Source organism: Nocardia sp. NPDC051929 (genome assembly GCF_044548645.1).
In the GTDB taxonomy this organism is placed as follows: Bacteria; Actinomycetota; Actinomycetes; order Mycobacteriales; family Mycobacteriaceae; genus Nocardia; species Nocardia sichangensis.
In genome coordinates this window covers 287,893-310,668 of the sequence record NZ_JBIUCG010000004.1, presented here as the reverse complement: position 1 = coordinate 310,668, position 22,776 = coordinate 287,893, and the positions used below count along the sequence as shown (strand labels likewise).

The window sequence follows — 22,776 nt, the reverse complement described above, 5'->3', positions numbered from 1 at the left end:
CCGGCCGGACATGGTCCGTCATTACCCCCGGCGCTTCGCGCGGGCCGCGCCCGGCGCGGCTCATCGTCCGCCGCCGGGCAGCGAGGTACCGATGATGACCTTCGCCTGGATCGATCCGTCCGCGGCCTTGTCGCCCTGGATCAGCACCAGCTCACCGGTGGCGAGATCGGATACTTTCGTGCCCGACAAGGCGATCACCTGCGTCTTGGCGTCCGTGCGCACCGTGATGGTGTTGCCCATCACCGAACTCACCGTCAGGGTGCCCCCGTCGTTCGCGGTGATGGTGCCCATGGTCGCGCCGAGCCCGTCGGCATCGCCGAGGCCGGGCACGCTGGGCAACCCGCTCGGTGGGGTCGGCTGGGCGTTCCTGGTTCCCGGCGCCGGTCTCGTGGTGACGCGCGTCGTCGGTGCCGCCGCGGTGTCGGCCGAGCCGGAATCGCTTGCGCCCAGCAGCACGCCCGAGACCACCCCGATCGCACCGATGAGCAACACGACGCCGATGCCGAGGGCGATCCACAGACCGGTGTTGCGGCGCGGCGGCTGCGGTGGTGGTCCCTGCGGCACTCCCCCGGCAGGCGGCATCGCGCCGCCGGGCGGCCCCGCCGCACCCGGAGCGGTGTCCGGATAGGCGGCCCACTGGGAGTCGTAGGACGGGAACGCGCGCGTCGCGTTCGTCGGGGGTGGGCCCCAGGATCCGTACTGCTCCGTCGGGGGATATTCCGACGGAGCGCCGGCGCCGTACGCGTCGGGATACGCCGTGGTGTGCGCCGGGCCCCCGTAGCCGGACTTGCCCGGCGGACCCAGGTGCTCGGTCGGTGCATCCTCCGGCCGCTGTCCCCAGGGATCGTTCGGGTTGGTCATGGCTTCCAGGGTAAGCGGCCCCGCACGCGCGGGGCCGCTTGCTCACTCATCACCTTCCGACGATCAGACCGTCCCCGTCGGGGCTGACGGCCACCTTGACGCTGTCGCCGTCGGTGACCTCGCCCGCCAGCAACTCCTTGGCGAGGGAGTCGCCGATGGCCTGCTGGATCAGCCTGCGCAACGGACGAGCGCCATAGGAGGGGTCGTAACCGCGCACGGCGAGCCAGAACCGAGCCGAATCGCTGACCTCCAGCTTCAGCCTGCGTTGCGCCAGGCGCTTCTGCAGCTGATCGAGCTGTATGTCGACGATCTGCTCCAACTGCTCCTCGTCGAGCGCGTGGAACATGACCACGTCGTCGAGGCGGTTGAGGAACTCCGGCTTGAAGGCCGAACGCACCGCGTTCATGACGAACTCCTGGTCACCACCCGCACCCAGGTTCGAGGTGAGGATGAGGATGGTGTTGCGGAAGTCCACCGTGCGGCCTTGGCCGTCGGTGAGCCTGCCCTCGTCGAGTACCTGGAGCAGGATGTCGAACACGTCCGGGTGTGCCTTCTCGATCTCGTCGAACAGCACCACCGTGTAGGGCCTGCGCCGCACCGCCTCGGTGAGCTGACCGCCCTGGTCGTAACCGACGTAGCCGGGCGGGGCGCCGACCAGCCGGGCCACCGAGTGCTTCTCGCTGTACTCGCTCATGTCGATGCGGACCATGGCGCGCTCGTCGTCGAACAGGAAGTCCGCCAACGCTTTCGCCAGCTCCGTCTTGCCGACGCCGGTCGGGCCGACGAACATGAACGAGCCGGTGGGGCGATTCGGATCGGCGACACCCGCGCGCGCCCGGCGCACCGCGTCGGACACCGCCTGCACCGCCTCGGTCTGACCGACCACGCGGCGACCCAACTCCTCCTCCATGCGCAGCAGCTTCTGGGTCTCGCCTTCCAGCATCCGGCCCACCGGAATGCCGGTCCACGAGGACACCACCTCGGCGATGTCGTCCGGGCCGACTTCTTCCTTGAGCATCACCTCGCCGTCGCCCGCGGTGGCCGAGGACTGCTCGGCCTGAGCGAGCTGCTTCTCCAGCGCGGGGATCCGGCCGTAGCGCAGTTCGGCCGCCTTGCCCAGATCACCGTCGCGCTCGGCGCGTTCGGATTCGCCGCGCAGCGCTTCCAGTTGCTCCTTGAGCGTGCGCACCTGGTCGATCGCGCTCTTCTCGTTCTGCCAACGGGTGGTCAGCTGATTGAGCTTCTCCCGGTCGTCGGCGAGTTCGGCGCGCAGCTTCTCCAGCCGCTGCTTGGAGGCCTCGTCGGTCTCCTTGGCGAGGGCGACCTCCTCGATCTCCAGGCGGCGCACCGCGCGCTCCACCTCGTCGATCTCCACCGGGCGGGAGTCGATCTCCATGCGCAACCGCGAGGCCGACTCGTCTACCAGGTCGATCGCCTTGTCCGGCAGGAACCGGGAGGTGATGTAGCGGTCCGACAGCGTAGCCGCGGCGACCAGCGCGGAGTCGGTGATGCGCACACCGTGGTGCACCTCGTAGCGATCCTTGATGCCGCGCAGGATGCCGATGGTGTCCTCCACCGACGGCTCGCCGACCAGCACCTGCTGGAAGCGCCGCTCCAGGGCGGCGTCCTTCTCGATGTGCTGGCGGTATTCCTCCAGCGTGGTCGCGCCGACCAGGCGCAGCTCGCCGCGGGCCAGCATCGGCTTGATCATGTTGCCCGCGTCCATCGCCGATTCACCGGTGGCGCCCGCGCCGACGATCGTGTGCAGCTCGTCGATGAACGTGATGATCTGGCCCGCGCTGTTCTTGATGTCCTCGAGCACGGCCTTGAGCCGCTCCTCGAACTCGCCGCGGTACTTCGCGCCCGCGACCATCGCGCCGAGGTCGAGCGCCACGACGGACTTGCCGCGCAGCGACTCCGGGACGTCGCCCGCCACGATGCGCTGGGCGAGCCCCTCGACGATGGCCGTCTTGCCGACACCCGGCTCGCCGATCAGCACCGGGTTGTTCTTGGTGCGACGGCTCAAAACCTGCACCACCCGGCGGATCTCGGTGTCCCGGCCGATGACCGGGTCGAGTTTGCCGTTGCGGGCGGCGTCGGTGAGGTCGGTGGAGTACTTCTCCAGCGCCTGGTAGCTGCCCTCCGGATCGGGGCTGGTCACCCGGGCGCTGCCACGCACCGCGGTGAACGCCGCACGCAGCGCGTCGGCGGTGGCGCCGTACTTGGTGAGCAGCATCGTCACGTCGGAGTCGCCTTGGGCGAGACCGACCATCACGTGCTCGGTGGAGACGTATTCGTCACCGAGTTCGGTGGCCAGGCGCTGCGCCGCGGTGATCGCGGCGAGCGCCTCGCGGCCCAGCTGCGGTGTGGTGGTGGCGCCGGTCGCCTGCGGCAGCCGGTCCACGATGGCCTGTGCCTCGTTGCGCACGACCGCCGGATCCGTTCCGACGGCCTTCAGCAAGGGCGCGGCGATGCCGTCGGTCTGGTCCAGCAACGCCACCAGCAAGTGCGCCGGACGAATCTCCGGGTTGCCCGCGGCGGAGGCCGCCTGCAGGGCGGCGGTCAGTGCGGCCTGGGTCTTGGTGGTGGGATTGAACGAGTCCACGAGTCACCTTCCTACTAGTCGAGTCGATTCGTACGGCGCCGAGCGTGTTCGCCCGGCCGAAGCCGTCGCTTCGTCCCGCTCCGCCTTCGGCTCGGCGCCGTTCCTACCCGTCCAACGTCCGAAAGGTTGAGTCTGTTCCGCTCAAGTTTCGAATTCTTCGCCACGCCGCTCCGATGCCGCCGGATCGTGTCGAACGCTACGCCCCGGCATCGGCGAAAGCGACGCCCCGCGACACCGCCGATGCGATGATTCCGCACGTCGGCGACCTTCGGATGCCTACGATGACCTCGGCCGTCAGTTGTTGCAGCACTCTTCACCCCGACTCGAGGAGCGAATGGATGCGCGCGATCGTGGTACGGAAGTTCGGAGCGACGCCGGAACTGGCCGAGATGCCGATGCCCGAGCCGGGCCCCGGATCCGTACGGGTCCAACTCCAGGCGGCCGGGGTGAATCCCTTCGACCGAAAGGTGGCCTCCGGCCTCCTGGAAGGCAAACTGCCGCACGACTTTCCGCTGATCCTCGGAGTCGACGGGGCGGGCACGGTCGCCACGATCGGCGCGGGCGTCAGCCGGTTCGCCATCGGCGACCGGGTGGTCGGCAAGTTCCTCACACCGCCGGTGGGCCACGGCAGTTTCGCCGAGTACGCGGTGCTCCCTGAGGGCGGCACGCTGGTGCCGATCCCGCCGGGCGTGACCACCGTCGCCGCCGCCGCGCTGCCGACGTCCGGGGTGACCGCGCAGGACCTCGTGGACGCCACCCACATCCACCCGGGCCAGACCGTGCTGATCGTGGGCGCGACCGGCGGCGTCGGCTCCTTCTTGGTGCAGCTGGCCAATATCGCCGGCGCGCACGTCATCGCCACGGCACGCGGCGACTCCGCCGATCAGATGACCCGCTTGGGCGCGGCCGAGACGGTGGACTACACCGCGGGACCGGTGCGCGACCAGGTCGCCGCCGCGCATCCGGACGGCATCGACGTGCTGTTCGATCTGGTGAGCCCGCCCGAGGCGCTGGCGGAGCTGACCACGCTGGTCCGCGACGGCGGCACCGTCTACTCCACCACCTTCGCGGCCGACGAGGACGCGCTGCGCGCACGGTCGCTGAAAGGGGGCAACATCGAATCCAAGGGGAAAGCGCCGGAGCTGGCCCGGCTGATCCAGCGCGTCGCCGCCGGTGACGTGGTCGTGCCGATCGACGCGACCGTCCCGCTCGCGGAGGGACCGGCGGTCATCGGAGCGCCCGGCGCACGCGGCAAGACCGTGCTCGCCATCTGAGCGACACCGGCCCGCCACGCCGGGGTCGGGCGTCCCGCGAGACCACCAGGAGGTGTGTGACGAGCACTCGACCGCCCCAATTCGGTCTGTTCCTGATCCCGGAGGCCGACGACTTCCGCAGGCTCGCCGAGCTGAGCGTGTACGCCGACGTGTCCGGGCTCGACCTGATCGGGATCCAGGACCATCCCTACCAGCGCCGTTTCCTGGACACCTGGACGCTGATCACCGCTCTCGTCGCGCGCACCGAGCGGATCACCTTCTTCCCCGACGTGGCGAACCTGCCGCTGCGCAACCCCGCGTTGCTCGCGAAGGCGGTGGCCTCGCTCGACATCATCAGCGACGGCCGGATCCAGCTCGGTCTCGGCGCCGGCGCGTTCTGGGACGCCGTCGCCGGGATGGGCGGACCGCGCCGAACCGGCGGCGAGGCGGTACGCGCCCTGGCCGAGGCGATCGCGGTGATCCGCGCCTTGTGGAGCGACGAGCGTTCGGTCCGGGTGCCCGGCGCCTTCTACTCCCTGGCGGGCGCGCATCCAGGCCCCCGGCCGCGGCACGAGCCCGGCATCTGGCTCGGTGCGCGCGGGCCGCGCATGCTCGAGCTCACCGGACGCGCCGCCGACGGCTGGGTGCCGTCCGCCGCGTGGGCGCCGCCGGAGTTCCTCGCCGAAGCGGGCGAGCGGATCGATGCCGCCGCCGCGGCGGCGGGCCGGGATCCGCTGACGGTGCGGCGGGTGCTGAACGTATCGGGCACCATCACCGCGGACGGGGCAGATCGCGGCTTCCTGGAGGGCCCGCCCCAGCGCTGGGTCGACGACCTGCTCGCCCTGCACCGTGACCAGCGGATCGACGGTTTCGTCTTCTGGCCGACCGAGGGGGAACCGGTCGAGCAGATCCGTCGTTATACCGAGCAGGTCGTGCCTGCGGTGCGTACCGGCGCCGGAACCTGACCGGCCGGAAACGGCATCCTCCGGTCCCGCATCGACGCGGAAATCCGGCCCGGCCCGCCCACGACGGCGGTACCCGACGGGTCAGCGGCATCCGCCGTTTGCCCACCGATTACCGTTTGCCCGGGTCGCACGGCACCAACGGGCGCAGCCGGACGTAGTCCGTCTCCAGCACGGGCGTGGCCGCAGCGAAGGCGAAGGTTCGCTTTATACCCACACGACCACGGCATTTTCGGGGATACTTGTCGGCGGGAGACCGCCGGTAACGGGTATGTCCCCGGGCAGAACTGAGGGAAAGGAAGCTCCACGTCGTGGATGCGCGTTCGGCTGCGCTGGTCCGCGCCAATTTTCGTTCGGTGATCGAGTCGCCGAATGGACCCGAGCGGTTGGTCAGTGCGTTCTACGGACATTTGTTCGCCGAGAACCCACGGTTGCGCGAATTGTTCCCACCCGCCATGGAGATGCAGGCCAAACGGATCGCCACGGCCATCCAGTACGTCCTCGATCACCTGGAGGACTGGGACCGCGCGCAGAAGTTCCTGGAGCAACTCGCTCGCGACCATCGCAAGTACGGCGTGGAGGCCGCGCACTACGACATAGCGGGCCGTGCGCTGCTGGCGGCGTTCCGCGTCTACAACGGCGCGGCGTGGAATCGGAGCCTGGAGGAGGGCTGGCGCGACATCACCATCCTGATCTCCGCGTCCATGGCCATCGGCGCCAACTCCGACAAGTCGCAGCCGGTGTGGGAGGCCACCGTGGTCGGCCATCGCCGCGTGCTGGAGGACCTGGCCATCGTGCGCCTGCAGTCCGATGGGCCGGTGCCCTACCAGGCCGGGCAGTACGTGCCGGTCACCATTCCGCAGCGGCCCAAGATGTGGCGCTATTTCTCTCCCGCCATCCCGTCCAACCCGTACGGCGAGATCGAGTTCCACGTGCGCAAGATCCGCGGCGGCTGGGTGAGCCCCGCGATCGTCAACGAGACCAGGGTCGGCGACCGATGGCGGATCGCGGGCCCGCTCGGCGGACTGCACGTCGACCGGGACAGCGGCCGCGACGTGCTCATGATCGGCGCGGGCACCGGCATCGCCCCGCTGCGCGCCCAGCTGATCGAAATGGGCCAGCGCGGCATCAACCCGCGAGTGCACTTCTTCATCGGCGGCCGCTATCCCTGCGACCTGTACGACGTGGAGAACATGTGGCAGCTCTCGCAGAGCAACCCGTGGCTGACCATCGTTCCGGTGTGCGAGCAGAAGACCAACCCGTGGTGGTACCCGCATCCGCCGCAGGACGCACCGTACGGCATGCACCGGCGCCTGATCGGTAACCTTGGCGCCGTGGTCGCGAGCTTCGGCGCGTGGGAAGACCGGCAGATCCAGATCGCCGGCTCGGCCCGGATGATCGCGGACACCCGGCGCGCGCTCATCGCGGTCGGCACGCCGGAGCAGAACATCAGCTGCGACCCTGTGTAAGAAGGAGGCCCCGTTGGGGGATCCGAGCATGCTCGGCAATGGTCATCAGGCGCCGGAGTGGACTTCGACCGTGGTCGGCCATCATCGCCTGCGACACGATCTCGCGGTGATCCGCCTGATCGGAGAGTTCGTGCCGTTCGCCGCCGGACAGTCGGTCGAAGTCCGGGTGCCGCAGCATCCCGGCGTGCGCCGCAGGCTGTCGCCCGCGCTGCCGCCGTCCCTGGACGGCAAACTGGAGTTCCACGTGCGCACGGTGCCCGGCGGCTGGTGCAGCGCCGCGATCGTCGCCGACACCCAGCCGGGCGACGAGTGGCGGATCGGCGCTCCGGCAGGCGGGTTCTGGGTCGACCCCGACGGCGACGAGGTGGTGATGATCGCGGGCGGTACGGGATTGGCGCCCATGCGCGCTCAGATCCTCGAGCTGGCGCGCAAGCCGTCGCCGCCGCCCACCTACCTCTTCGTCGGGGGGCGTTCCCCCCGCGACCTGTACGCCTCGGACATGCTCTACCTGCTGGCCGCCGAATTGCCTTGGCTCACGGTGATTCCGGTGGTGGAGAACCCGGAGGATCCGAGCTGGGTCGACGACTGGTACGAGCAGTCCCGCGTCGACATCGGCTTCGCACCCGACGACCTGCTCTACGGCACCCTCGCCGAAGTCCTCGGCTCCCACGGCGCTTTCCTCGAACACCAAGTACTCGTCTGCGGCTCCCCGGCCATGGTCCAAACCACGGTCGACCGCCTCCTAGAAACCGGAACTCCGCCGGAGCGAATCCAGTTCGAGGGGCTCTGACCGATCAGCAGATCGATCAGCAGCCGTAGTATTGCCACCATCGGATATCCCGAGGCTGCAACAACGGCGAGCCCCTGGGAGCGCGGTCATCACCTGACGCCCGGCGCACCGCAACCACGTCTTTCGAGCGAAGCGAGACCGAGCATCCGCCGTTCGCGCCGAAGGCGCGGCCGAACAACACAGCCCGCGAACACCCGGCGCCGCAGGCGCCGGACTAATACAACGGGTCGTGGCGGATGTTCTTCGCCAGGGTTCCGGCTGCCATGAGTCGGAACTTGGTGGTCTGCACCATCGAGGGTGAGCCGACGATCTGCACGTCGCGGTCGGACCATGCGCCGAAACTGGCGACGACCTTGCCGATCTGGCCGGTGACGCGGGGTTCCAGGCCCGGCCAGGTGGTGCGCGGCTCCTCCGGTTCCGGGTACCACCAGGGGTTTTCGTCGTGCTCGCTCACCGGCGTGACCGTGAGCCAGCGGTTGGCCATCGCCAGCTTGCTCAGGGTCTCCAGGTCGTAGAGGTCGCAGGGGTGGTGGCCGCCGACGAACAGATGCACCTTCGGATTGGTCCGCCGCATCGCCATCGACATCAGCTGCGCGCGCAGCGGCGCGATTCCGGTGCCGCAGCCGACCATCAGCATCTTGCGTTTGGCGTTGCGCGGAACGCCGAGGCCGCCGAGTGGCGAGCCGAGCAGCCATTGGTCGCCGACGACAGTCTGGCCGACGATGGCCGAGCTGACCCAGCCGCCGAGCACGCTGCGGACGTGGAACTCGATCTCACCGTTGGCATTCGCCGGCACGGCGGGCGAGAGATAGCGCCACATGCGCGGCCGCGACGGAACCTGCACGCTCAAGTACTGGCCCGCGGCATAGCGCATCGGCTGATCCAGTTGCAGCCGGACGACGACCAGGTTGCGCAGCACCTCGCGGCGCTCGATCACCGTGCCGGTCCACACCGACGGCGTGGTCTCCTTCTCCGCCGCGCCGATCATGGTGTCGGAGATGATCTGCAGGCCCTCGTCCCAGGCGCGGTCCACCTCGTCGGTCCACATCTCGGTGCCCGCGAACACTTTCACGGCGTTCTTCAGCGCGGTAGCGACGGCGGCGTAGTGCGCGGGCTGCACGCCGTACTTGCGGTGGTCCCTGCCGAGCTGGGCCAGGAAGGGCAGCAGCTTGTCGGGCTCCTCCAACCGGTCCAGTGCATAGGAGATCGCCTTGACCAGCCGGTCGCGCTGGGAGTCCATCGCGGCGGGAAAGAAATCGCGGACGTGCGGGTAGTCGGTGAACAAGATCGCGTAGAACGATCTCGCCAGTTTCTCCGGCCCCCCATCCTCCGCAGCAACCGCCTTGAACGTAGTTCTGATCAAAGCGACAGTGCGTGAATCCATTGGTCTCACAACCCCATTTCGCACTCGTTCACGAACCATGCCGGCGAGTGAGGTGCTGCGGGGCCACTCGACAGCAGCCGATGGCAAGGAGTGTAGGCGAGGTTTGCCAGCAACGGAATCTTTCGAAGGAACATACCGCGCTCAATTTCGTCGAAACGAGGATGCCCAGGGCGACACGCCAGAGAAACCGACTGCAAGACCGGGGATTCGGCACAAAATCAGTCGTGTGCATACCGAATTGGTAAGGCCCTCTTGTGGAATTACGTCCCGATTGGTCTGTTCTAGCGACTTCAGGGCAACATGGCGTCCATCCGAGGTGGATCGAATTGGGTAGGCCGAACCGGTTACGTAAACTGATCTATGGTGAAAATGTCCAGTTGATTCGACAACGAAATAGACGGTGCCGCACCACTTCCGCCGAACATGTTCTGGTTTATCTTCAGCAAATCTTTGTGACAATGCCCGCGCACGACGACGGCCCCGGCGCCGGATCGCGATGTGCGACCGAGGCCGGGGCCGTCGTCGTGCCGGTTATCGTCTGCGCTGACCGTCCTCACGACGATGCCGCGGCTGCCAGACGACCAGCGCGGTACTGCGCTGCTGCGGAGCGAGATCCGGACGGTACGCCGCCCGCGTCCGCTCCAGCTCGGCCGACAGTTCCGCGACCTGCTGGCGCAGTTCCTCCACCTGATTGGTCAGTTCGATGATGCGCTTGATGCCCGCCAGGTTGACGCCCTCGTCCTGGGACAGCCGCTGCACCTCGCGCAGCAGCTCCACGTCCCGGGCCGAGTAGCGCCGACCACCGCCCGAAGTACGTTGCGGCGTGACCAGTCCCAGACGGTCATACGTGCGCAGCGTCTGCGCGTGCATGCCGGCCAGCTGGGCCGCGACCGAGATCATGAAGAACTCGGCCCGCGACCCGCCGGACGCGTTCTTCGGTTCGGAGGACATCACGCACCTGCCCATCCCGCACGTGGGTCGAAGCCGCCGGCCCGTTCCGCCTCCTGGTAGCGCTTCAGCGCCTCGACGGCGTCGTTGTCCAGCTTCTGCGGAATCGCGACCTTCACCGTCACCAGTAGGTCGCCCGCGCCGCCGCCGCGCTTGGGCACGCCACGGCCGCGCACCCGCAAGGTGCGGCCGTCGGCGGTACCCGGAGGCACCTTGACGCCGACCCGGCCGTCCAGAGTGGGCACCGAAACCGTTGTACCGAGGACCAATTCACTGTAACTGACCGGCAGAACCAGGGTCAGGTCGTCGCCGTTGCGGCCGAAGACCTTGTCCTGGCTGACGTGGACGGTGACATACAGGTCGCCCGAGGGCGCCCCGCGCAGCCCCGCCTCGCCCTGACCGGCCAGCCGGATCCGTTGACCGTCACCGACTCCGGGAGGAATCCGCACCGTGATGGTGCGCGTGCGGTTCTGGATGCCGCTGCCCTGGCAGTCGAGGCACGGGTCGTCGATGATCGACCCGCTGCCCCGGCACTCGTCGCACGGCTCGCTGAAGCCGAACGCGCCCTGGTTGCGGCTGACGATGCCGGTCCCGTTGCAGATCGGGCAGACTCGCGGACTCGTGCCCGGTTTGGCGCCGCTGCCGTGACACGTCGTGCACGGCGAGGGGCTGGTCATCCGCAGCGGGACCGTGACGCCCTGGGCCGCTTCCCGGAAACCGAGCGTCGTCTCGGTCTCCACGTCGGCCCCGCGCCTGGGGCGGCTCGACGACCGCGTGCCGCCCCGGTTGAACAGACCGCCGAGCAGGTCGCCGAGGCCACCGTCGGCGGCACCGGCGGCGCCGCCGAAGATGTCCCCGAGGTTGAACTCCTGCGAGAAGCCGCCACCGGTACCGCCGCCGAAGCCACCGCGACCGTAGCCGCCACCCGCGAAGAGCTTGCGGGTGTCGTCGTACTCCTTGCGCTTGGCCGGATCCGACAGCACGGCGTGCGCCTCGCTGACGGCCTTGAACCGCTCCTCGGCTTTGGTGTCACCGGGGTTGGCGTCCGGATGCAAGTCCCTGGCGAGCTTGCGATAGGCCTTCTTGATCTCGTCCTGCGAGGCGCCGGAGGAAATACCCAGCTCCTTGTAGAAGTCCTTTTCGATCCACTCCCGTTGGCTCACCGAGCATCTCCTCCTCTCGCGTCCTTATTGATCGTTCGCGCCGGCATCAACATCCGATGCCTCTTCAGTAGGTTGAACAGCGTTTTCCGTCAGATCGGCTACGCCGTCGGTTACCCCGACGAGCGCGTGCCGAAGCACCCTATCGCCGAAGCGATAGCCTTTGCGCATCACAATGCCGATCACCGGGTCGTGGCCGGAGCCCTCGTGCTGTACGGCCTCGTGCAGGGTCGGGTCGAAAGGCTCACCCTCCGAACCGAACTCCTCTAGACCCTGCTTGAGCAGCGCGGCCGACAACTTGTCGGCCACCGACCGCAGCGGACCCGATTCCAGGTCGCCGTGCGCCCGCGCGCGGTCGAGATCGTCGAGCACACCGAGCAACTCGGTGACCACCGACGCCTTGGCGTTGTCGATGACGGCCTTGCGGTCGCGCTCGACCCGGCGCCGGTAGTTGGCGTACTCGGCGGTCAGCCGCTGCAGGTCGGCGGTGCGCTCGGCGAGCTCGCCGCTGATGGTGTCGGCGAGGGCGTCGTCGTTGTCGATGTCCACGCTCTCGTCCACCTGCGGGGCCTGCGCGGCCGCGGCGCCGTTGTCCGCGGCCTGCTGCCTGACGTCACCGGTCTCCGGATCGATCTTCCGGTTGTCGACGAAGGTGATCGGCTCCTTCTCGAAGTTGTCCTCGGTCACTTCTTCTCCGTGTCGACCGGCTCGTCCACGACCTCGGCGTCCACGACCTGGTCATCCGACGCGGCGCTGGTCGCGCCGTCGCCCTGTGCGGCGGCGTCCGCGGCGGAGGCCTCGTAGATGGCCTGGCCGAGCGCCTGCGACTCGGTGGCCAGCTTCTCGACGGCCGCCTTGACCGCGGCGATGTCGGTGCCCTTCAGAGCCTCGTTCGCCTCGGCGATGGCCGCCTCGACCTTGGTCTTGACGTCCGCGGGGACCTTGTCCTCGTTCTCCTTGATGAACTTCTCGGTCTGGTGGACCAGCGACTCGGCCTGGTTGCGGGTCTCCGCCTCCTCGCGACGCGCCTTGTCCTCGGCCGCGTGGGCCTCGGCGTCCTTGACCATCCGATCGATCTCCTCCTTGGACAAGCCGGAGCCGTCCTGGATCTTGATCGTGTTCTCCTTGCCGGTGCCCTTGTCTTTCGCGGTGACGTGCACGATGCCGTTGGCGTCGATGTCGAAGGTGACCTCGATCTGCGGCACGCCGCGCGGGGCGGGCGGGATGCCGGTCAGCTCGAAGGAGCCGAGCAGCTTGTTGTGCGAGGCGATCTCGCGCTCACCCTGGAACACCTGGATCTGCACCGACGGCTGGTTGTCGTCGGCCGTGGTGAAGGTCTCCGAGCGCTTGGTCGGGATGGTGGTGTTGCGCTCGATGAGCTTGGTCATCACGCCGCCCTTGGTCTCGATGCCCAGCGACAGCGGGGTCACGTCGAGCAGCAGGACGTCCTTGACCTCACCCTTGAGCACACCGGCCTGCAGGGCGGCGCCGACGGCGACGACCTCGTCCGGGTTCACGCCCTTGTTGGGCTCCTTGCCACCGGTCAGCTCGCGCACCAGGTCGGTGACGGCCGGCATACGGGTGGAACCGCCGACGAGCACCACGTGGTCGATGTCGGACACCTTGATGCCCGCGTCCTTGATCACGGACTGGAACGGCGCGCGGGTGCGGTCGAGCAGGTCCGAGGTGATCTTCTGGAACTCGGCGCGAGTCAGCTGCTCGTCGAGGAACAGCGGGTTCTTCTCCGCGTCGACGGTGATGTAGGGCAGGTTGATCGAGGTGCTCTGCGAGGAGCTCAGCTCGATCTTGGCCTTCTCGGCGGCCTCACGCAGCCGCTGCATGGCCATCTTGTCCTTGGTGAGGTCGATGCCCGAGCTGGCCTTGAACTTGTCGACCAGCCACTGCACGACCCGCTCGTCCCAGTCGTCACCACCGAGGTGGTTGTCGCCGGAGGTGGCGCGGACCTCGACGACGCCCTCGCCGATTTCCAGCAGCGAGACGTCGAAGGTGCCGCCACCGAGGTCGAAGACCAGGATGGTCTGTTCCTTGTCGCCCTTGTCCAGGCCGTAGGCGAGCGCCGCGGCGGTGGGCTCGTTGACGATGCGCAGGACGTTCAGGCCCGCGATCTGGCCTGCTTCCTTCGTGGCCTGCCGCTGGGCGTCCTCGAAGTAGGCGGGCACGGTGATGACCGCGTCGGTGATCTCCTCACCGAGGTAGGACTCCGCGTCGCGCTTGAGCTTCATCAGCACGCGCGCGCTGATCTCCTGCGGCGTGTACTTCTTGTCGTCGATGTCCACCGACCAGTCGGTGCCGATGTGCCGCTTGACGGAGCGAATGGTGCGGTCGACGTTGGTGACGGCCTGGTTCTTCGCCGGCTGGCCGACCAGTACCTCGCCGTTCTTCGCGAACGCGACGATCGACGGGGTGGTGCGCGATCCTTCCGAGTTGGCGACGACGACCGGTTCACCGCCTTCGAGAACGGCGACGACCGAGTTCGTGGTCCCGAGGTCGATTCCGACCGCACGAGCCATAGTGGTTCCTCCTAATTGACGTACCGATATGTGTAGGTGCCGGGCGAAACCGCCCTCGGCGTCCGCTGCGGGACGCCGCGAGACCTCGCCCCTAGCACCTCACGGAGCACGGCCCCAGCAACACTGAGCGTGGTCGGCTCAATCCTGCCTCGCAGGAGTCTCGGAGTCAACCGAAACTTGAGTCGTACACACTCAATCTTGTCGACAGGCTCAACGGGCGACTCGTGCGTTTAATTCCCGGACAGCGACGCACATGCGTGACCTGCCACACACTTCCGGCGCGGCGAGGAAGCCATGGAGGGCAGGAATCAGCGGGAGAGTCCGGGATGAATGCCCGGTTCCAGCCCGTTCGTCGCCGCGAGCCGCTGCAACAGCCGCAACAAGGTGGCGCGGTCGGCCGCCTCGAATTCGCGCAGCAGGTCGGACTCGAGTCCGTCGACGACACGTTGAGCCCGGGCCAGCAGATCATGCGCGGCGGGCAGCAGGTAGACGGCGTGCGCCCGGCGGTCGGCCGGATGCTTGCGGCGCTCGACCAGGCCGCGCTTCTCCAGCTCGTCGACCAACCCGACCATCACGTTGCGATGGATGCCCAACGTCTCGCACAGTTGCTGCTGCGACTGGCCGTCGTGCTCGCGCAGCACGCGCAACGTGCCGAAATGCCTGGGACCGATGCCGAGCGGGGCCAACCCGTCACTGAAGCGGTACGCGGTGTGGAACCCGAGCTGCCCGAGGAGAAAGGCGACATGGTCGGACAGCGGCGTCGGATCGGCTTCGGGCACGCCCCGATCATAGCATTAACGCACCTTTCATGATTGCCATATTGATTGATAATCACTCGAGGTGCATAGTTTGGGAGTCGGTACTTCCCTCCCATCCGAAAGAGGCCCTCATGGAACCCGACCCCACTACTCGTCCCCCTACCGATTCCCGCCGCTGGATCGCGTTCGCGGTCGTGCTCGCCGCGGGATTCATGGACTTGCTCGACGTCACGATCGTCAATGTCGCCGTGCCGAGCATCCAGGCCGATCTGCACGCCGCGTACTCGCAGATCGAATGGATCGTCGCGGCCTACGTGCTCGCCTTCGCCGCCGTGCTGATCACCGGCGGCAGGCTCGGCGACATCTTCGGCCGCAAACGGATCTTCCTGATCGGCATGGCCGGCTTCACGCTCGCCTCGGCGGCCTGCGGCCTGAGCACCGATCCGGCCATGTTGATCGCCGCACGCTTCGTGCAGGGCGCGATGGCCGGGCTCATGGTGCCGCAGATCCTGGCGATCATCCGCGTCACCTTCGCCGACCACGAGCGCGGGCGGGCCATCGCGCTCTACAGCGGCGTCGGCGGGTCCGCCTCCGCGGTCGGTCTCTCGCTCGGCGGCCTGCTGGTGCAGTGGGACCTGTTCGACCTGGTGTGGCGGCCGATCTTCCTGGTCAACGTCCCGGTGGGCATTCTCGCGCTCGGCGCGGCCGCGGCGGTGATGAAGGAGTCCCGCTCGCCCGCCGCGCCGCGCTTGGACGTGGTCGGCATGATCCTGGCCATCGGCGCGGTGCTCCTGCTCGTCTACCCGCTGGCCGAGGGGCGCAGACTCGACTGGCCCGCTTGGACATTCGTCATGATGGCCGCCTCCGCCGCGACCTTCGCGGTGTTCGTCGCGTATGAGCGGTACCGGGCGCGGACGGTCGGCTCACCCCTGGTCGACTTGACGCTGTTCCGGTCCCGGCCGTTCGCGATCGGGCTGGGCAGCTGGCTGCTTTTCTGGATCGGACTCGGCGGGTTCTTCCTGGTGTGGACGCTGTTCATGCAGGCGGGACTGGGCTGGACGCCGATGCGAGCCGGGCTGACCGCCGTGTTCTTCGCGGTCGGCGCGGGGATCGGCGCCGGAGTCTCGGTGAGCGTGCTCGCGCCGCGGTTCGGCAGGCGGGTGCTGATCGTCGGCGGCCTGGTCAACGCCGCGGGCTTCGGCCTCTACGGCTGGCTGGCCACGCACTACGGCGCGGAGATCGCCTCGTGGCAGATGGTCTTCCCGCTGATCGTCACCGGTGCCGGATTCGGCATGGTGGTCGCGCCGACCATCGACTTACTGCTCGGCCAGGTGCCCGCGCGGGAAGCGGGCTCGGCGTCCGGTCTGCTCAATACCGGGCAGCAACTCGGCACGGCTCTGGGCGTCGCGCTCGTGGGCGTGGTGTTCTTCACCCAGCTCGACCACGATTCGGCACGCGGGGTCGACACGGTCGCGCCGGAGGTTCGCGCCGAACTCGCCGCGGTAGGCGTGCCCGAGCAGGCGCGGGACGAGATCCTCGCGAACTTCCGCGCCTGCGTGCTGGATCGATCCGCGCAGGTCGATCCGACCGTGGTGCCGGATAGCTGCCGGGCCGGCGCGGAGCGGGGCTCCAGCGGCGTCGGTCAGGTGCTCACGACGGCGGGCATGCGGGCGAACGCGGTGAACTTCGCGAATACTTTCGAGCGCACCCTCTGGTACGGCATCGGCGTCCTGGCGCTGGTCTGCCTGGGCTTCCTCGCGCTGCCGCGCAGTGCCAGACTCGAACACCACGAGATCGATATCGATGCGACGGACCCGCAACCGGTAGGGGTGTGAGCGAGATGGACCTTCTGATCATCGGCCGCAGCGGGAACACCGTGGACGCCGCCGTCGAGCGGGTTCGGGCCGCCGGGTTCTCCGCGCGCGGTGTCACCACCGACGACGAGGCGCTCGCGGCACTCGACACCGGAGAGTTCGCCCATCTGCTGATCGGCGGCGGGGTGGAGAAGAGGTCGCGGCCCGCGCTGAAGGAGGTTGCCGGACGGCACGGTGTCGCCGTGCACGAAGCTCGTCGCCATGGCCGCGACGTCGCCGACTACCTCGAGCAGGAGGTGTACCCGCGGCTGCGCGGCGCTTGACGAAAGCCGCAACCGAAAGCGCCTCGGCCCGTTGAGTCTACGGCCGAGGCAGCCACAGGGGGCGCCCTGCCGCAGTAGTGTGGCGGCGGGGCGCCCCGGCCGAGGCGCCCACCGTGCGCCGTCGATCCGAGGAGTCGTCATGAGGGCCGCCGTCGTCACCGCCGCCGAATTCGAGGTCACGGAACTGCCCACGCCCCGGCCCGGTGCGGGTCAACTGCTGATCGACGTGTCACGCTGCGGTATCTGCGGCTCGGACCTGCATGCCCGCACCCACGCCGACGAACTGGCCGACCTGGCCGTGGCCACGGGCTACGAGCACTTCATGCGTTCGGATCAGAGCGTGGTGCTCGGCCACGAATTCAGCGGCACGGTGGTCGATTACGGGCCGGACTGCCGGAAGAGGTGGAAGACGGGAACGCCGGTGGTATCGCTGCCGATCGTCCGGCACGGCAGGCAACCCCACTTGGTGGGACTGTCGACGGCGGCGCCCGGCGGCTACGCCGAACAGGTGGTGGTCCAGGAATCGATGACCATGCCGGTGCCCAACGGCTTGTCCGCCGAACACGCCGCGTTGACCGAGCCCATGGCCGTGGCCTGGCACGCCGTGCGCCGGGGCCGGGTGGGCAAGGGACAGACCGCGTTCGTCATCGGCTGTGGGCCGATCGGGCTCGCGGTGATCAGCATGCTGAAAGCCGCGGGCGTGCGCACCGTGGTGGCCAGCGACTTCTCGCCGCGCCGACGAGAACTGGCGACGGCGTGCGGCGCCGACGTCGTGGTCGATCCGGCGACCGAATCGCCCTGGACGGCCGCCCCGAAGAAGGGGCGGATCAACGGCGTCACCGACATCCTCGGACTCGGATTCGACGCCATGGATCGCCTGCGGCGGGTACCGAACCTGCCGTGGTGGTATGTCTTCCGGCTGGCTCACACGTTGAACGCGGGACCGGCCGGTCCGGTCATCTTCGAATGTGTCGGCGTACCGGGAATCATCGACCAGATCCTCACGGCCGCGCCGCCCCTCTCGCGTGTGGTGGTGGTCGGGGTCTGTATGGAGACCGACCGCTTCCATCCCGCCATGGCGATCAACAAGGAGATCGAACTGCGGTTCGTCCTCGGCTACGACCCCGGCGAGTTCCGCGACACCTTGCACATGCTCGCCGAGGGAAAGGTCGACCCGAGCCCCTTGATCACCGGGACCGTCGGTCTGGACGGCGTCGCGGACGCCTTCACCGCCCTCGGCAACCCGGAGCGGCACGCGAAGATCCTGATCGACCCGCGCGGTGCGGGCACCGCGCTGATCTGAGCGCGCTCGGTCAGGGCGCGGCGGCGAGAACCTCGTCGGCGATCTTCTCGTCCAGTGTCACCCGCACCAGGGCCGCGGCGAGATCCGCGGTGTGGTGGTTCGGCGCAAGGCGGGCCAGCCGGTCGGGATCTTCCGGCAACTGGACGCGCTTGGCGCCGCGCAGGGCTCGCTCGTCGAAATGGGGCTGGACCCAGGGCCAGGTGTCCTGGACCTCGCGTAGGAAGATGTCCGCGCCGGTGGGGCCGATGCCGTCGAACTCCTGGAGCAGTTCGGCCGCGCGCCGCGGGTCGTTGTCCGCCTTCTTCGCCAGCTCACGCAGATCACCGTGGTAGCGGTCGAGCACGCGCGTGGCGTTGTGGCCCAGCCTCGTCGCGGTGCTCTCGTCGTAGCGGCGATAGTTTCCCCGCCCCAGCGCGTCGACCAGCTCCTGCCAGTCGGCGTCCGCCACCCGGTGCGGCGTCCGATAGCCGCTGCCGATCAGCTCCCGGGTGGCCCCGATCGCGATCTCGGCGGAGATGCGGGCACTGAGCAGCTGGGAAAGCATGAGCAGCTGGAACAGTGCGGCCGGTTTGTCGTCGAGCGTGATACCCGCTTCCTCGGCATATCCCGTGCCCGCACGGACGAGCAATTCGTGTACGACGTCCTCTTGGCTCATCGTTACCTCCTCTCGCTACCAGGGCGCATACCCGGGCCCACGTCGACTACACCGCCCTACATGGCGTGGATACGACGTCCCCGCAGGTCACCGCGCCGCCGGGGCGATCATTCCGGCAGCACGCTCAGGGTGCCCTCCGCGCTGCGAGCGGCGGTCAGGCAGGCTGTGGCGGTGAACTGGTCGGCGAGCGGGTGACGTGCCCGCGCGCGCCATTTCCGGACCGCGGCCATCGCTTGGGCCCGCTGCGCGGGGAGCGGTGCGTCGATCGGGAGGCCGAGGCGCAGATGGGGTGCGATCCCGGAGCCGCCGATGAGGCGGTGCAGTTCGGCGAGATCGTCCGCGGGCAGCGCCAGCTCGTCGGTGCGCAGGCGGCCGAGCAGGCGCAGCTCGGCGAAACCGTGCACATCCGCGAGCAGGGTGCGCACCCTGGGCAGCAGGCGATCGGCCGGGGTGCCTCGATAGGCGGTCAGCACCCGGGCCAGCGCGGTCAGCGCGGAATGCGCTTTGAGCTGATCGGCGCGCTGACCGAACTGCACGTCGAGCACCGAGCGCAGTTCGTCCACGCCGCTGCGGCTGGTCAATTCGGCGGCCAGCGTGGCCGAATCGCGCACGCCGAGCCGGATCAGCGTGACCGCCATCCGGATGCCGAACAACCCGAACCGCTCGGCCAGCTGCGCGCGCAGTTCCGGCGGCACCGGAAGCGGCACGTCGGCGCGCGCGAAACGGTCCGCCGAGAGCAACGCGGCGCTCAGTTCGTCGACCGGGACCCGCGCCAGCGCCTCGAAAGCCGCGAACTCCTGCTGACGCAGCGTCGCCGCGGCGAACGCGAGCAGGCCGGCGACCGGGATCACCGCCTGGCACAGACCCGTCCGTTCCAATTCCCCGGCGAAACGCGTGGCGACGTCACGCGCCGAGTGCAGCGCATCGATCCGGCCCGCCCCGATCTCGTCGGCCCGCGAGACCACGCCGACGATGCCGAGCGGGCCGGGCGCCCCCGGTCCACCGTTGGCCACGGCGGTTCCGGCGCCCACGCGCTCGAGAAACTGCACGTCTGTCGCGTCCAGCCGGCGCAGCAGGTAGACCACCGCGTCGGCGCCCGGGATGGCGACGCTCTGCTCGGACCGCTCGTCGTCCGCGCCGGGCGTCAGCAGACGCGCGGTGCGCCGCGACACCTCGCGCGACAGCGACGACGTGCCGGGGGTGTCGATGATGGTGGTGTGCGCGAGCGTCGCGGCGGGCCACTCGACTTCGAGATGATCGACCTCGCGCGGAGCCGGGGCGTTCCAGTTGAGCCGCTCCAGGTCGAAGGTCAGCCCGTGCGTCCCGCTGCCACGGCGGACCACGACATGCGCGCGGGCCCCGTCGGGGGCGTACGCCGTCACGCTGGGTGTGGAGCCGTACCGATACCAGGTGACGACCCTGGTGCACTCGGTCGCGTCGGTCGGGGCGATGTCCTGTCCGACAAGCGAATTCAGCAGTGTGGACTTGCCCGCCTTGATCGAACCGGCGAGCGCCACCCGCAGCGGCTGATCCAATCGGCGGGCGCAGTCGGCCAGCAGGGCACGAGGCCGCGGCTCGCCCGCGAGCGCCGCTTGCGCCGCCCCGACCAGCCGATGCGCCTCGGCGACGATTCCCGGCACCGGGCCACCATCACGTCTCACGGGGTTACCGTACCGGCGGGTCCCATCGGTAGTGCGTTCTGCATGGCATCGGCGTATCGGCGCAGTTCGGCGACCACGCGCAGCTGCTGTTCCAGTTGCGCACCGCGTTCGGCGCGGCGGGTGGCGACCATGGACGCCGCTTCCTGCGCGGCCCGCAGCGACTCATCGATCGAGCGCAGGCTGCGTTCGGCGACGCCGGCGTAGTGGTCGCGCAACGCGCGGTGGATCCGGTGCAGTCGATCCTTCGACTCCTTGCCCGCCTGGAACGCCACATCGTCGACGAACCGGCGCACCGCCGCCTTCGCCTCGTTGCGCCGCTTGGCCAGCCTGGCCTGCTTGTCGTCCCGGAAAGCCTTGCCGCCCACGATCAAACCGGCGCCGATCGAGATCGGGTTGAGCATGGCGAGCCCGGCGAAGGTGGTGGCCAGCCCGACCATGAGCACGCCGCCGTAGGAGCCGCGCATGCCGACGAGCAGTTTGCTGCCGAGACCGATGTCGGGTTCCAGATCGGCGAGCGTGCCGGTGATGGCACGGCCGGTGTCGGCGCCTGCGCCGGGGCGCACGTCCGGCAGGTCGACGGCGCCGAGTTCGGAGAAGTGCTCGGCGACGCGCTCGGCGAGTTGAATCGCTCGCGCGTGGGTCCACAGCAGATTGTCGCCGAGCGCGGTATCGACGGTGCCGGTGAGGTGTTCGGCGATACGGTCCCAGTGCCTGCCCGGATCGTGCTCGTCGATCCATTCCTCGGTGCTGCGCGCGAGATTGCGCAGACGGTCGCGCAGGTCGTGGTCGACGTCTCCGGCGAGGTCGGTGATGCCGTCGGCGAGCGTCTGCTGCCAGGCGGCGGTCCTGCGGTGCAGTTCCTCCGCCGCGGAACGGGCGGATTGCAGCTCGCGCACCGCCGCCGCGCCCTGGGCGGGATCGCGGACCGCGACCAGCTCACTGCCCAGAGCCAGCGCGAGATGCTCTGCCGCGGAGCGGATGTCGCGGGCCACGGCGGTGCGGGTGGCGAGCTGATCGCGCGCAACCACCTGGTCGCGCAGGAAGGTGTACAGCACGCCGAAGCCGGATTCGACGCCCAGCTGCGCGTCCTGCAACCGCATCGCGTGACTGCGCAGCAGCGACGACACCGGGATCATCGGCACGTCGAGGCCGGCCCGCGCGAGATGGCCCAGATCGGCCTCGTGCACCTGGCGCCAGTGCGGGTACAGGTCGGTCTTGGTGAGCAGCAGCGCCATCGTCGGGCACAGTTCCCGCACCTGCCGCAGGAACGCCAGCTCGGGCTCGGTGAGTTCGGTCGACGCGTCCGACAGCACCAGGACCGCGTCCGCGGCGGGCACCAGTCCGAGCACGCCCGCCGCGTGAGCGTTGCCGTGCCCGCCGACGCCGGGAGTATCGATCAGCACGATGCCATCGGCCAACAACGCGTTGGGGATCTGGACCTCGAGCCGCACGATCCGACGTCCCTGCGCGAGCGGGGCGCGCTGATCGATCGCACCGATCTCGGCGATCGGCACCGACACCCTGGTCTCCGCGCCGCTGGAGTCGCCGTGCGCCGCGAGGACCAGCTCCGCGCGCGGCTCCGGACCGTGCGCGAGCAGCATCGGCACCGCGGTTGTGGCGTCGTCGCCCACCGGGCAGATGTCCAGGTTCAGCAGCGCGTTGACGAAACGGCTCTTGCCCTGGTCCAGCTGCCCGGCGACGACGATGCGCCGCCGCGGGTCGCGGACCCGGTCGGCCGCCACTTCGAGGCGGCCGACCAGATCGTTGCGGCCCGCGGCACGGGCCGCCGCGATGGTTTCACCGAGTACCGACAGCAGCGGTACCGCCGGTGGAGTGGCGTTCGGCGCGGGTGTCCCCATCGCGGTATGGACCTCTTTCCGTATTACCGGGCAACTGTCAGTGCAGGAATGTATCGCCACCCAGCTCGGCGCCCGCCGAACCGCTCAACTCCGTGCCCGCATGGGTGTCGCCGAACAGGCCTGCGTCGGCATGGCCGCCCGCGGTGCTGTCCAAGCCCGAACCGAAGGCGCTCGACACATCCAGCGAGGACCAGGTGTGCGCGGTCGAGCCGACGCTGCCGCCGAGACCCGCGCCCGTGTCAACGGCACCGTGCGCCGCGCCGCCGGCGGAGCCCGCCAGTCCGGCGCCCGCGTCCGCCGCGCCGCTCACGGTCGAGTGCGCCGCACCGCTGAGGCCGCCCGTCGCGTCGAGACCCGTGGAGAGACCGGAAGCCGCGTGCGAACCGGCGCCGATACCGCTGTCCAGACTCGAACCGAGATGCGCTCCCGCGCTGGACGCG

At 69.1% G+C, this 22,776-nt stretch carries 18 protein-coding genes and 1 pseudogene; 7 read left to right on the top strand and 12 right to left on the bottom strand.

Translation table 11 applies throughout. The features are described 5' to 3' along the window. Nucleotides 1-60 precede the first annotated feature (60 nt). Both ACIHAX_RS07445 and clpB read right to left on the bottom strand, forming a co-directional pair. A complete protein-coding gene (locus ACIHAX_RS07445; RefSeq protein ID WP_355071506.1) occupies nt 61-861 on the bottom strand; it encodes a DUF5666 domain-containing protein in 801 nt (266 codons plus the stop codon). 49 nt (nt 862-910) lie between these two features. Next, nucleotides 911-3,466 (bottom strand): ATP-dependent chaperone ClpB, encoded by a 2,556-nt coding sequence (clpB, locus tag ACIHAX_RS07440; protein ID WP_356962850.1) that lies wholly within the window; start codon nt 3,464-3,466, stop codon nt 911-913. A gap of 338 nt (nt 3,467-3,804) precedes the next feature. Here clpB and ACIHAX_RS07435 point away from each other — a divergent pair, with 338 nt between their 5' ends. The 4 genes from ACIHAX_RS07435 (at nt 3,805) to ACIHAX_RS07420 (ending at nt 7,940) form a co-directional block, all read left to right on the top strand. Continuing rightward, on the top strand, nt 3,805-4,740 hold the full coding sequence (locus tag ACIHAX_RS07435) for an NADP-dependent oxidoreductase (RefSeq protein ID WP_397276311.1): 936 nt from the start codon (nt 3,805-3,807) through the stop codon (nt 4,738-4,740). Nucleotides 4,741-4,796: 56 nt separating this feature from the next. Then, nucleotides 4,797-5,684 carry an LLM class flavin-dependent oxidoreductase gene (locus ACIHAX_RS07430; protein WP_364424684.1) on the top strand — a complete coding sequence of 296 codons (888 nt, stop codon included), beginning with the start codon at nt 4,797-4,799 and terminating at the stop codon, nt 5,682-5,684. 308 nt (nt 5,685-5,992) lie between these two features. After that, nucleotides 5,993-7,150 carry an FAD-binding oxidoreductase gene (locus ACIHAX_RS07425; RefSeq protein ID WP_039802769.1) on the top strand — a complete coding sequence of 386 codons (1,158 nt, stop codon included), beginning with the start codon at nt 5,993-5,995 and terminating at the stop codon, nt 7,148-7,150. Nucleotides 7,151-7,178: 28 nt separating this feature from the next. Continuing rightward, complete coding sequence (locus ACIHAX_RS07420; protein ID WP_355072103.1) at nt 7,179-7,940, top strand: FAD-binding oxidoreductase; 762 nt, start codon at nt 7,179-7,181, stop codon at nt 7,938-7,940. A 214-nt stretch (nt 7,941-8,154) separates the two neighbouring features. Here the strand turns inward: ACIHAX_RS07420 and ACIHAX_RS07415 are convergent, their stop codons facing one another. From ACIHAX_RS07415 to ACIHAX_RS07390, 6 genes are all read right to left on the bottom strand, one after another. Then, complete coding sequence (locus ACIHAX_RS07415) at nt 8,155-9,324, bottom strand: FAD-binding oxidoreductase (protein ID WP_355071500.1); 1,170 nt, start codon at nt 9,322-9,324, stop codon at nt 8,155-8,157. Nucleotides 9,325-9,855: 531 nt separating this feature from the next. Then, nucleotides 9,856-10,275 carry a heat shock protein transcriptional repressor HspR gene (locus ACIHAX_RS07410; protein WP_355071498.1) on the bottom strand — a complete coding sequence of 140 codons (420 nt, stop codon included), beginning with the start codon at nt 10,273-10,275 and terminating at the stop codon, nt 9,856-9,858. Beyond that, entirely contained in the window at nt 10,275-11,435 is a 1,161-nt protein-coding gene (gene dnaJ, locus ACIHAX_RS07405; protein WP_355071496.1) for a molecular chaperone DnaJ, read from the bottom strand. Before dnaJ ends, ACIHAX_RS07410 begins: the two co-directional genes overlap by 1 nt. A 24-nt stretch (nt 11,436-11,459) precedes the next feature. Next, nucleotides 11,460-12,119, bottom strand: a complete 660-nt coding sequence (grpE, locus tag ACIHAX_RS07400; RefSeq protein ID WP_397276308.1) for a nucleotide exchange factor GrpE — start codon at nt 12,117-12,119, stop codon at nt 11,460-11,462. After that, nucleotides 12,116-13,963, bottom strand: coding sequence for a molecular chaperone DnaK (gene dnaK / locus ACIHAX_RS07395; RefSeq protein ID WP_355071493.1), 1,848 nt, complete (start codon nt 13,961-13,963; stop codon nt 12,116-12,118). Before dnaK ends, grpE begins: the two co-directional genes overlap by 4 nt. Before the next feature lie 308 nt (nt 13,964-14,271). Further along, complete coding sequence (locus ACIHAX_RS07390) at nt 14,272-14,742, bottom strand: MarR family transcriptional regulator (RefSeq protein WP_355071491.1); 471 nt, start codon at nt 14,740-14,742, stop codon at nt 14,272-14,274. A 110-nt stretch (nt 14,743-14,852) separates the two neighbouring features. Between ACIHAX_RS07390 and ACIHAX_RS07385 the strand changes: the two genes are divergently transcribed. The 3 genes from ACIHAX_RS07385 (at nt 14,853) to ACIHAX_RS07375 (ending at nt 18,161) form a co-directional block, all read left to right on the top strand. After that, on the top strand, nt 14,853-16,556 hold the full coding sequence (locus ACIHAX_RS07385; protein WP_397276306.1) for an MFS transporter: 1,704 nt from the start codon (nt 14,853-14,855) through the stop codon (nt 16,554-16,556). Between the two features lie 5 nt (nt 16,557-16,561). Then, complete coding sequence (locus tag ACIHAX_RS07380; protein ID WP_397276304.1) at nt 16,562-16,858, top strand: hypothetical protein; 297 nt, start codon at nt 16,562-16,564, stop codon at nt 16,856-16,858. 139 nt (nt 16,859-16,997) lie between these two features. Continuing rightward, entirely contained in the window at nt 16,998-18,161 is a 1,164-nt protein-coding gene (locus tag ACIHAX_RS07375) for a zinc-binding dehydrogenase (protein ID WP_364424692.1), read from the top strand. Nucleotides 18,162-18,171: 10 nt separating this feature from the next. Here ACIHAX_RS07375 and ACIHAX_RS07370 read toward each other — a convergent pair whose 3' ends face one another. From ACIHAX_RS07370 to ACIHAX_RS07355, 4 genes and pseudogenes are all read right to left on the bottom strand, one after another. Then, the gene (locus ACIHAX_RS07370) at nt 18,172-18,816 is read right to left on the bottom strand and encodes an endonuclease (RefSeq protein WP_355071483.1); all 645 of its coding nucleotides are present in this window, start codon (nt 18,814-18,816) and stop codon (nt 18,172-18,174) included. Between the two features lie 107 nt (nt 18,817-18,923). After that, nucleotides 18,924-20,477, bottom strand: coding sequence for a dynamin family protein (locus tag ACIHAX_RS07365; protein ID WP_355071482.1), 1,554 nt, complete (start codon nt 20,475-20,477; stop codon nt 18,924-18,926). Next, nucleotides 20,474-22,336: a dynamin family protein gene (locus ACIHAX_RS07360; RefSeq protein ID WP_397276301.1), complete on the bottom strand. Its 1,863-nt coding sequence runs from the start codon at nt 22,334-22,336 to the stop codon at nt 20,474-20,476. The genes ACIHAX_RS07365 and ACIHAX_RS07360 overlap by 4 nt, the downstream gene beginning before the upstream one ends. 37 nt (nt 22,337-22,373) lie before the next feature. Then, nucleotides 22,374-22,776 (bottom strand): annotated as a pseudogene (locus ACIHAX_RS07355) (hypothetical protein); the annotation flags it as partial.

Bases quoted from the DNA above. Each gene is read 5' to 3' on its own strand.
- ACIHAX_RS07370 (WP_355071483.1), bottom strand. From the start codon at position 18,816: ATGAGCCAAGAGGACGTCGTACACGAATTGCTCGTCCGTGCGGGCACG.
- ACIHAX_RS07360 (WP_397276301.1), bottom strand. From the start codon at position 22,336: ATGGGGACACCCGCGCCGAACGCCACTCCACCGGCGGTACCGCTGCTG.
- ACIHAX_RS07415 (WP_355071500.1), bottom strand. From the start codon at position 9,324: ATGGATTCACGCACTGTCGCTTTGATCAGAACTACGTTCAAGGCGGTT.
- ACIHAX_RS07410 (WP_355071498.1), bottom strand. From the start codon at position 10,275: ATGTCCTCCGAACCGAAGAACGCGTCCGGCGGGTCGCGGGCCGAGTTC.
- ACIHAX_RS07380 (WP_397276304.1), top strand. From the start codon at position 16,562: ATGGACCTTCTGATCATCGGCCGCAGCGGGAACACCGTGGACGCCGCC.
- ACIHAX_RS07435 (WP_397276311.1), top strand. From the start codon at position 3,805: ATGCGCGCGATCGTGGTACGGAAGTTCGGAGCGACGCCGGAACTGGCC.
- dnaK (WP_355071493.1), bottom strand. From the start codon at position 13,963: ATGGCTCGTGCGGTCGGAATCGACCTCGGGACCACGAACTCGGTCGTC.
- ACIHAX_RS07385 (WP_397276306.1), top strand. From the start codon at position 14,853: ATGGAACCCGACCCCACTACTCGTCCCCCTACCGATTCCCGCCGCTGG.
- ACIHAX_RS07420 (WP_355072103.1), top strand. From the start codon at position 7,179: ATGCTCGGCAATGGTCATCAGGCGCCGGAGTGGACTTCGACCGTGGTC.
- ACIHAX_RS07375 (WP_364424692.1), top strand. From the start codon at position 16,998: ATGAGGGCCGCCGTCGTCACCGCCGCCGAATTCGAGGTCACGGAACTG.
- ACIHAX_RS07445 (WP_355071506.1), bottom strand. From the start codon at position 861: ATGACCAACCCGAACGATCCCTGGGGACAGCGGCCGGAGGATGCACCG.